Origin of the sequence: Pseudonocardia pini, from assembly GCF_013870575.1 — a bacterium.
GTDB classification, from domain to species: Bacteria; Actinomycetota; Actinomycetes; order Mycobacteriales; family Pseudonocardiaceae; genus Pseudonocardia; species Pseudonocardia pini.
This window is the reverse complement of record NZ_JACBXB010000161.1, coordinates 1-8929: the sequence shown is the minus strand read 5'-3', so window position 1 is coordinate 8929 and position 8929 is coordinate 1. Positions and strand designations below refer to the sequence as shown.

Genomic DNA, 8929 nt, shown 5'->3' with positions numbered 1-8929 from the left:
CCACCCCACGCGAAGACCGCTCCGCCCCACCCACCAACCCCCGGTCCACAGAGCCCGAGGTCACGAGAGGCAGGTCCCGGACCCCGGCGGCCGACCCCGCCCAGCCCGAATCCGCCCAGCCCGAATCCGCCCGGCCCGAATCCGCCCGGCCCGAATCCGCCCGGCCCGAATCCGCCCGGCCCGAATCCGCCCAGCCCGACGCGGCCCGACCCGACCGCACCCGAGCGGCAGACGGTGCCTCTGCCACCGAGGTGATCCCCTCGGAGAGCCGCCCCGCCGAGGCCGAGCCGGCCCCGCGGACCGTCGGCGAGCTCGTCGCACTGCGGAAGCGGCAGGCGGAGGAGAAGGCGGCCCGGGAGCGTTGATCCACCCTGGGGGAGTGGAGCGGTCGGCTCGTGGATCGTGCGGGCTGATCGGGACAGGTCACCACCCGGCCGAGCCGGGCGCGTGATCCGGCGGATCGCCCGCACCATGGAGCACAGCCCGCTCTGCGGCCGTCGGCGAGCGCGTCGCGTTGCGGAAGCGAGGGGCATGGCGGGAGGCAGCCGAGGAGACCATGATCCACCCCCTGGAACCGGAGCGGCCGACTGTCGACCGCTCCCCCCAGCGAGGGCGGGTCCTCGCGCTGTGACCGTCGTCGCCGCTTAGGCTGGTGGGGTTCCCCCAGCCGCCCGCCCGAGGAGACAGGTGCCCGCCCCGTCGAGCGCAGACCCCGCCGAGCGGGCGGGTCACCCCACGCGCGCGCGGCTCGTCGTGCTCGCCTCGGGATCGGGCACGCTGCTAGAGGCCCTGCTCGACGCGGGGGCCGAGTTCCCCGCCGCGGTGGTCGCCGTCGGGACCGACCGGCCCGGGGTCGCGGCCCTGGAGCGTGCCGAGCGGGCGCACGCACCGGTGTTCACGGTGTCCCCCAAAGGGTTCGCCGACCGCGCGGAGTGGGACGCCGCGCTGCTCCGCGCGACCCTCGAGCACGCGCCCGACCTGGTCGTCTGTGCCGGCTTCATGCGGATCCTCGGGGCCCGGTTCCTCGACGGGATCGGCTGCCCGATCGTCAACACCCATCCCGCGCTGCTGCCCGCGTTCCCGGGTGCGCACGCGGTCCGCGACGCCCTGGCCCACGGCGTCACGGTCACCGGGACCACCGTCCACCTGGTCGACGCCGGGGTGGACACCGGGCCGATCCTGGCCCAGGAGGCCGTCCCCGTGCTGCCCGGCGACACCGAGGCCGAGCTGCACGAACGCATCAAGGTCGCGGAGCGCCGGCTGCTGGTCAGCACCGTCGCCTCGCTGTGCAACGAAAAGAGAGTCCAGTGAGCGAACGCAGGCCGGTCAAGCGGGCCCTGATCAGCGTCTACGACAAGGCCGGGTTGCTCGACCTCGCCACCGGGCTGCACGCGGCCGGGATCGAGATCGTCTCCACCGGCTCGACCGCGCAGCGCATCGCCGACGCCGGGGTCCCCGTCACCCCGGTCGAGCAGCTGACCGGCTTCCCGGAATGCCTCGACGGGCGGGTCAAGACCCTGCACCCGCGGGTGCACGCGGGCCTGCTCGCGGACACCCGCAAGCCGGAGCACCTGGCGCAGCTGGCGCAGCTGGGCATCGCACCGTTCGACCTGCTCGTCTCGAACCTCTACCCGTTCACCGAGACCGTGGCCTCCGGGGCGACGCCGGACGAGTGCGTCGAGCAGATCGACATCGGCGGCCCCGCGATGGTCCGGGCGTCGGCGAAGAACCACGACAGCCTCGCGGTGATCACCGACCCGACCACCTACCAGTGGGCGCTCGAGCAGATCGGCGCGGGCGGGTTCACCCTGGCGGACCGGCGCAGGCTGGCGGCTGCGGCGTTCCGGCACACTGCGGCCTACGACGTCGCGGTCGCGTCCTGGATGGGATCGGTGCTGGCGCCGGGTGACTCCCCGTTCCCGGAATGGGTCGGCGCCACCTGGACCAGGAAGGCCACCCTGCGCTACGGCGAGAACCCGCACCAGGCCGCGGCGCTCTACACGTCCGGCGCCCCCGGGCTCGCCGGCGCGGAGCAGCTGCACGGCAAGGAGATGTCGTACAACAACTACGTCGACGCCGACGCCGCCTGGCGCGCCGCCCACGACCACGGCGACCAGCCGACCGTCGCGGTGATCAAGCACGCGAACCCGTGCGGCATCGCCGTGGGGGCGGACGTCGCCGAGGCGCACCGCAAGGCCCACGCGACCGACCCGGTCAGCGCCTACGGCGGGGTGATCGCCACCAACCGCGAGGTGTCGGTCGCGATGGCGCAGCAGGTCAAGGACATCTTCACCGAGGTCGTGCTGGCGCCCGGGTTCGCGCCGGAGGCCCTGGAGATCCTGAGGGCGAAGAAGAACATCCGGCTGCTGCGGATGACGGGCGAGGTCGCGCGCGTCGGCGCGGAGCTGCGGCCGATCACCGGGGGCCTGCTGCTGCAGCAGCGCGACGCCGTCGACGCGCCCGGGGACGACCCGTCGTCCTGGAAGCTGGTCACGGGCGAGGCGGCGGACCCCCGGACCCTCGCCGACCTGGCCTTCGCCTGGCGCGCCTGCCGCGCGGTGAAGTCGAACGCGATCCTGCTGGCGGCCGACGGCGCCGCGGTGGGGGTCGGGATGGGGCAGGTCAACCGGGTCGACTCCTGCCGGCTCGCGGTGTCCCGCGCGGGCGAGCGGGCCGCGGGCTCGGTCGCGGCGTCCGACGCCTTCTTCCCCTTCCCCGACGGCCTCCAGGTCCTGATCGACGGCGGCGTCACGGCCGTCGTGCACCCCGGCGGCTCGATCCGGGACGACGAGGTGACCGCCGCGGCCGCCGAGGCGGGCATCACCCTCTACCTCACGGGCACCCGCCACTTCGCCCACTGACCCTGTCGCGCCGACGGCGCTGTCGTGCGGACCTGCCGCGCGACAGCGCCGTTCGCGCGTTGGGTGTCGTTCGGGTGGGGAGTGTCGTTCGGGTGGGGAGGAGGCGGACCAGGGCGAGGGTGGCCGCGACCAGGGTGCAGCCCGCGACCAGCCACCACAGGACGTCGAGCCCCCCGACGGCGAGGGTGCCTGCGGGCGCGGCCATGAACGCGGTGTTCCCGACCTTCCCGTACATCGGGCGCCGTCGTCCTCAGAGCGCAGCGGGGCTGAGGTGGTGCCAGCGGGCGTCTCGGCCCTGCAGCATCGCGCCCGCCGCGGCGAGGAACACGGCCTGCTGCACCAGGTCGTACCCGAACTCGAGCACGATCGGCGCCGCCAGCACCATCCCGCGGGCGCCCCGACGGCGGACGGTCCAGATCCGCTCGACGACGAACACCGCCGTCACCACCAGCCAGACCCCGCGCGGCGGCCTTGCCCACGATGCCGCCCACGATCACGTCGCGCTCCTCCCGAGGTCGATCGACGCTCACTCTATCCGCGCAGGTCAGTGTTGCCGCATCGCGATGTCTTGATGTCTGCATGTGCGGGGTCCCGGCCCGGTCGGGGCCTCTGTCGGTAGCATGGCGGGGATCTGGCAGGCGGCACTCTGGCCCCTGCGCGTCCGGTGGTGACCAGCGGGCGCCACGCGCGAGTTCAGGAGGGACGGGGCAGCCGATGAGTGGCCACTCCAAATGGGCGACGACCAAGCACAAGAAGGCCGTCATCGACGCCCGACGCGGCAAGATGTTCGCCAAGCTCATCAAGAACATCGAGGTCGCGGCCCGGACCGGCGGCGGCGACCCCGACGGCAACCCCACGCTCTACGACGCCATCCAGAAGGCCAAGAAGAGCTCGGTGCCCAACGACAACATCGACCGCGCGGTCAAGCGCGGCTCCGGTGCCGACGGCGGCGGCGCCAACTACGAGACGATCACCTACGAGGGCTACGGCCCCAACGGCGTCGCGCTGCTCATCGAGTGCCTCTCGGACAACCGCAACCGCGCGGCCACCGAGGTGCGCACCGCGATGACCCGCAACGGCGGCGCCATGGCCGACCCGGGTTCCGTCGCGTACCTGTTCACGCGCAAGGGCGTGGTCGTGCTGCCCAAGGCGGGCCTCTCGGAGGACGACGTGCTCCTCGCGGTGCTCGACGCGGGGGCCGAGGAGGTCAACGACCTCGGCGACAGCTTCGAGGTCGTCTCCGAGGCCACCGACCTGATCGCCGTGCGCACCGCGCTGCAGGAGGCCGGGATCGACTACGACTCGGCCGACCCGACATTCCTCCCCTCGATGCAGATCGAGCTCGACGTGGAGGGCGCCAAGAAGGTCTTCAAGCTGATCGAGGCGCTCGAGGACAGCGACGAGGTCCAGAACGTGTACTCCAACTTCGACGTGTCCGACGAGGTCATGGCCGAGGTCGGCTAGTGCTCACCCGATAGCACCGGGGTCCGGGCGGGGGAGCGGCTTCCCCCGCCCGGAACTGTCGGTGGGCGGTCCTAGACTCACGAGCCGTGAGCGCACCGACGAAGAACGCGACCGACACCAAGCGCCTGCTGCTGCTGGACGGGCACTCGCTGGCGTACCGGGCCTTCTTCGCCCTGCCCGCGGAGAACTTCCGCACGGGCACCGGCCAGACCACGAACGCGGTCTACGGCTTCACGTCGATGCTCATCAACCAGCTGCGGGACGAGCAGCCCACGCACCTCGCCGTGGCGTTCGACGTCTCGCGCAAGACCTTCCGGTCGGAGCGGTACGCGGACTACAAGGCGAACCGAACGACGACTCCTGACGATTTCCGAGGCCAGGTGGACCTCATCAAGGAGGTCCTCAAGGCGCTGAACATCCCGGTGTTCGCGGTCGAGGGCTTCGAGGCGGACGACGTCATCGCCACCCTCGCCACGCAGGCCGAGACCGCGGGCTTCGACGTGCTGATCACCACCGGCGACCGGGACGCGTTCCAGCTGGTCACCGACCACGTCACGGTGCTCTATCCCAAGCGCGGGGTGTCGGACCTCGGCCGGATCGACCCCGCGGAGGTCGACAAGCGGTACGGGCTCACCCCCACCCAGTACCCGGACTTCGCGGCGCTGCGCGGGGACCCCAGCGACAACCTGCCGAACATCCCCGGGGTCGGGGAGAAGACGGCGGCGAAGTGGGTCCGCGAGTTCGGCTCGCTCGGCGAGCTGACCGACCGGGTGGACGAGGTCAAGGGCAAGGCGGGGGACGCGCTGCGTGCCCACCTGGCGAGCGTGTTGATGAACCGCCAGCTCACCGAGCTGGTGAAGGACGTCCCGCTGGACTCGGTGCCCGCGGAGCTGGAGGTCCGGCCGTGGGACCGGGACGCGGTGCACCGGCTGTTCGACGAGCTGGAGTTCCGGGTGCTGCGCGAGCGGCTGTTCGCCACGCTGCAGAGCGCCGAGCCGGAGGCCGAGTCGGGGTTCGACGTCCAGGGCGGGATCATCGCGCCCGGCGCGCTCGGGGCGTGGCTCGCGGAGCACGCGCGGGACGGGCGCCGCGTCGGCGTGGCGTTCTCGGGCGTCGCGGGCGGGATCACCGAGCGGGACTTCGTCGGGATCGCGCTGGCCGCGGGTGAGCCGACCGTGGAGGCGTGGGCCTCCGGTGCCGCGGCCGGGGTGCCGGTGGCCGGGTACGTGGACGTCCGGCTCCTCGAGCCGGAGGACGAGGCGGCGCTGGGGGAGTGGCTCGCCGACCCGGCCGTGCCGAAGGCGTCGCACGACGTCAAGGCGGTGCTGCACGCCCTGCGCTCGCGCGGGTGGACCCTGCGTGGCCTGACCAGCGACACCGCCCTCGCGGCCTACCTGGCCCGGCCCGGCCAGCGCTCGTTCGACCTCGCCGACCTCGCGCTGCGCTACCTCCGGCGCGAGCTGGCGATGGACGGCGCCGAGGGGGACGGGCAGCTGTCGCTGCTGGGCGGCGAGGAGGAGGCGGACACGCAGCACGCCGAGACCGAGATGGTCAACGCGTCCGCGGTCGCCGAGCTGGCCGAGGCGCTGGGCGCCGAGCTGGCCGAGAAGGAGCAGACCCGCTTGCTGCTGGAGCTGGAGCAGCCGCTGGCGTTCGTGCTGGCGGACCTCGAGGCGGCGGGCATCGCCGTGGACCAGGTGCACCTGGGGTCGTTGGAGGCCGAGTTCGCCGGGCAGGTCCGGGAGGCGGCGCACGCGGCCTACGAGGTGATCGGCAAGGAGATCAACCTCGGCTCGCCCAAGCAGCTGCAGGTCGTGCTGTTCGACGAGCTGAACATGCCGAAGACCAAGCGCACCAAGACCGGCTACACCACCGACGCGGACGCGCTGCAGAGCCTGTTCGAGCAGACCGAGCACCCGTTCCTGCAGCACCTGCTGATCCACCGGGACGCCACCCGGCTCAAGATCACCGTCGACGGGCTGCTCAAGTCCGTCGCGGCCGACGGGCGCATCCACACCACGTACTCGCAGACGATCGCGGCGACCGGGCGGCTGTCGTCGACCGACCCGAACCTGCAGAACGTGCCGATCCGCACGGCCGCGGGGCGGCGGATCCGCGAGGCTTTCGTCGTCGGCCCCGGGTACGCGGAGCTGATGACCGCGGACTACAGCCAGATCGAGATGCGGATCATGGCGCACCTGTCCGAGGACGCGGCCCTGATCGAGGCGTTCAACTCGAAGCGGGACTTCCACTCGGAGACCGCGGCGAAGGTGTTCGGCGTGGCGGCCGAGGAGGTCACCCCCGCCCAGCGCGCCAAGATCAAGGCGATGAACTACGGGCTCGCGTACGGGCTGTCGGCGTTCGGCCTGTCCGGGCAGCTGCGCATCTCCACGGAGGAGGCCAAGGGCCTCATGGACGACTACTTCGAGACCTTCGGCGGGGTGCGGGACTACCTGCGCTCGATCGTCGACGTGGCGCGCAAGGAGGGCTTCACGGCCACGATGCTGGGTCGCCGCCGGTACCTGCCGGACCTGACCAGCGACAACCGCCAGCGCCGCGAGATGGCCGAGCGGATGGCGTTGAACGCCCCGATCCAGGGCAGCGCGGCGGACATCATCAAGGTCGCGATGATCGAGGTCCACAAGGCGCTGACCCGGGAGAACCTCCGCAGCCGGGTGCTCCTGCAGGTGCACGACGAGCTCGTCCTGGAGGTCGCGGAGGGCGAGCGTCTCGCGGTGGAGACCCTGGTCCGCCGGGAGATGGCGGCGGCCGAGGACCTGTCGGTGCCCCTGGAGGTGTCGGTGGGCTACGGCCGGAGCTGGGACGACGCGGCGCATTGACCGGTTGTCCGGCCGGGCATGATCGGCCGAGTGCTGCTCGGACCCACTGATCCACTGCCCTCCTCCGCTCGTCGCCTCCTCGTCCTCGGCTGCTCCGGCTCGGGCAAGACCACCCTCGCCCGCGAGCTCGCCGGGCGCACCGGGATCCCGTACACCGACCTCGACGGTCTGTTCCACGGGCCCGACTGGGTTGAGCGGCCCGAGTTCGAGGCGGACGTCCGGGCGCTGGCGGCGGGCTCCGCGTGGATCACGGAGTTCGGCTACGGGAAGGCCCGGCCGCACCTGCTGCCGCGCGGTGAGGTCCTGATCTGGCTCGATCCGCCGCGGTGGCGGGTGATGGCCCAGATCGTGCCGCGGACGCTGCGCAGGCGACTCGGCCGGATCCCGCTCTGGAACGGCAACGTCGAGCCGCCCTTCCACACCTTCCTCACCGATCCCGACCACATCGTCCGGTGGGCGTGGAAGACCTATCCGAAGTCCGCCGCGCGCGTCCGGCGGGTCCTGGCCGTGCGCCCCGAGCTCCCGGTGGTGCGCCTGGGCTCGCGTGCCGAGATCGCGGCGTGGCTGTCCGGCCCCGCCGCCGCTCTCGGCTGATCCCTACGGCACCAGGACGCCGCGGCCGTGCATCCGGCCCTGCTCGAGGTCGGCGACGGCCTCGGCGAAGGCGGCCAGCGGGTAGCGCCGGGTCCGGAGCACCACCCGTCCCGAGGCGGCGAGCGCCACGAGCTCACGCAGGTCGTCGTAGGTCCCCACGGCGTTGCCGACCACACTGATCTCCGGCAGCACGAGCGCGAAGGTCGACACCCGCAGCTCACCGCCGTAGCCGACCACGAAGTACGTCCCGCGGGGCCGGACCATGGAGAGCGCGGTGGCGACGGCGTCGCCCTCGCCCACGAAGTCGACGACGGCGTGGGCGCCCGCGCCGTCGGTGAGGTCGCGGACGGCGTCGGGGGCGCCCTCGGCGGGCAGGGTGTGGTGGGCCCCGGTCTCGGTGGCCAGGTCCCGGGCGGCCGGGTCGGGATCGACGGCGACGACCGTCGCCGCGGTGAGGGCTCGCAGGCACTGGATCCCGATGTGTCCGAGCCCGCCGACACCCTGGACGACGACGGTGGTGCCCGGCCCGAGCAGCGGCGCGGCCTTGCGGGCCACGTGCATCGCGGAGAGGCCCGCGTCGGCGTGCGGCGCGAGGTCCACGGGATCGAGCCCGGCGGGGATCCGGAGGACGCCGCGATCGGAGGTCAGGAGGAGGTCGGCGAAGCCGCCCGCGCGGTTCACGCCGGTGAAGGAGAGCCCGGCGGAGCACTGCATGTCGTGGCCGACCCGGCAGGCCGCGCAGGTGCCGCAGCTCTGCTGGGGATGGCAGATCACGACGTCGCCGACCGCCACCGCCCCCACCGCCGACCCGACCGCCTCCACCACGCCCGTGTTCTCGTGGCCGAGGGTCAGGGGGAGGTCGACGGGGACGGCGGGGGCGAACCAGCCGTCCCGGATGTGCAGGTCGGTGCGGCAGAGTCCGGCGCCTGCGACCCGCAGGAGGACGTCGTGCGGGCCGCGGACCTCGGGTTCCGCGACCTCGTCGAGCTGCGGTGCCTCGTCGTAGGAGTGCAGGCGGACAGCACGCATGGGGACCCCCTCGTCAAGAGTGACCAGAGTCACAGTGAAGGGGTCGTCAGGGCAGTACGCAGTTCCGCGTACGCGGGCGCCACGGTGAGGTCCGCCGGCCCGAGGCGGAGGACGCCGTCGGACAGCGGCGCGCAGCGCACG

At 72.9% G+C, this 8929-nt stretch carries 7 protein-coding genes; 5 read left to right on the top strand and 2 right to left on the bottom strand.

The features are described 5' to 3' along the window. The first annotated feature begins 687 nt into the window (after positions 1-687). A complete protein-coding gene (gene purN, locus H5J29_RS12060) occupies positions 688-1311 on the top strand; it encodes a phosphoribosylglycinamide formyltransferase (protein WP_181781027.1) in 624 nt (207 codons plus the stop codon). Then, the gene (purH, locus tag H5J29_RS12055; RefSeq protein WP_181781026.1) at positions 1308-2861 is read left to right on the top strand and encodes a bifunctional phosphoribosylaminoimidazolecarboxamide formyltransferase/IMP cyclohydrolase; all 1554 of its coding nucleotides are present in this window, start codon (positions 1308-1310) and stop codon (positions 2859-2861) included. The genes purN and purH overlap by 4 nt, the downstream gene beginning before the upstream one ends. A 250-nt stretch (positions 2862-3111) precedes the next feature. Here purH and H5J29_RS12050 read toward each other — a convergent pair whose 3' ends face one another. Further along, positions 3112-3309, bottom strand: coding sequence for a hypothetical protein (locus H5J29_RS12050; RefSeq protein ID WP_181781025.1), 198 nt, complete (start codon positions 3307-3309; stop codon positions 3112-3114). A gap of 266 nt (positions 3310-3575) precedes the next feature. On the opposite strand from H5J29_RS12050, the gene H5J29_RS12045 reads away from it, so the two are divergent. The 3 genes from H5J29_RS12045 to H5J29_RS12035 all read left to right on the top strand — a co-directional run bounded on the left by H5J29_RS12045 (position 3576) and on the right by H5J29_RS12035 (position 7759). Beyond that, positions 3576-4325, top strand: coding sequence for a YebC/PmpR family DNA-binding transcriptional regulator (locus H5J29_RS12045; protein ID WP_181781024.1), 750 nt, complete (start codon positions 3576-3578; stop codon positions 4323-4325). Positions 4326-4411: 86 nt separating this feature from the next. Beyond that, complete coding sequence (gene polA / locus H5J29_RS12040; protein WP_312858176.1) at positions 4412-7165, top strand: DNA polymerase I; 2754 nt, start codon at positions 4412-4414, stop codon at positions 7163-7165. 30 nt (positions 7166-7195) lie between these two features. Then, a complete protein-coding gene (locus H5J29_RS12035) occupies positions 7196-7759 on the top strand; it encodes a P-loop NTPase family protein (protein ID WP_312858175.1) in 564 nt (187 codons plus the stop codon). A gap of 3 nt (positions 7760-7762) precedes the next feature. On the opposite strand, the gene H5J29_RS12030 is transcribed toward H5J29_RS12035, so the two are convergent. After that, positions 7763-8788, bottom strand: a complete 1026-nt coding sequence (locus H5J29_RS12030; protein ID WP_181781022.1) for an NAD(P)-dependent alcohol dehydrogenase — start codon at positions 8786-8788, stop codon at positions 7763-7765. Between the last annotated feature and the right edge of the window lie 141 nt (positions 8789-8929).

Bases quoted from the DNA above. Each gene is read 5' to 3' on its own strand.
- H5J29_RS12045 (WP_181781024.1), top strand. From the start codon at position 3,576: ATGAGTGGCCACTCCAAATGGGCGACGACCAAGCACAAGAAGGCCGTC.
- H5J29_RS12030 (WP_181781022.1), bottom strand. From the start codon at position 8,788: ATGCGTGCTGTCCGCCTGCACTCCTACGACGAGGCACCGCAGCTCGAC.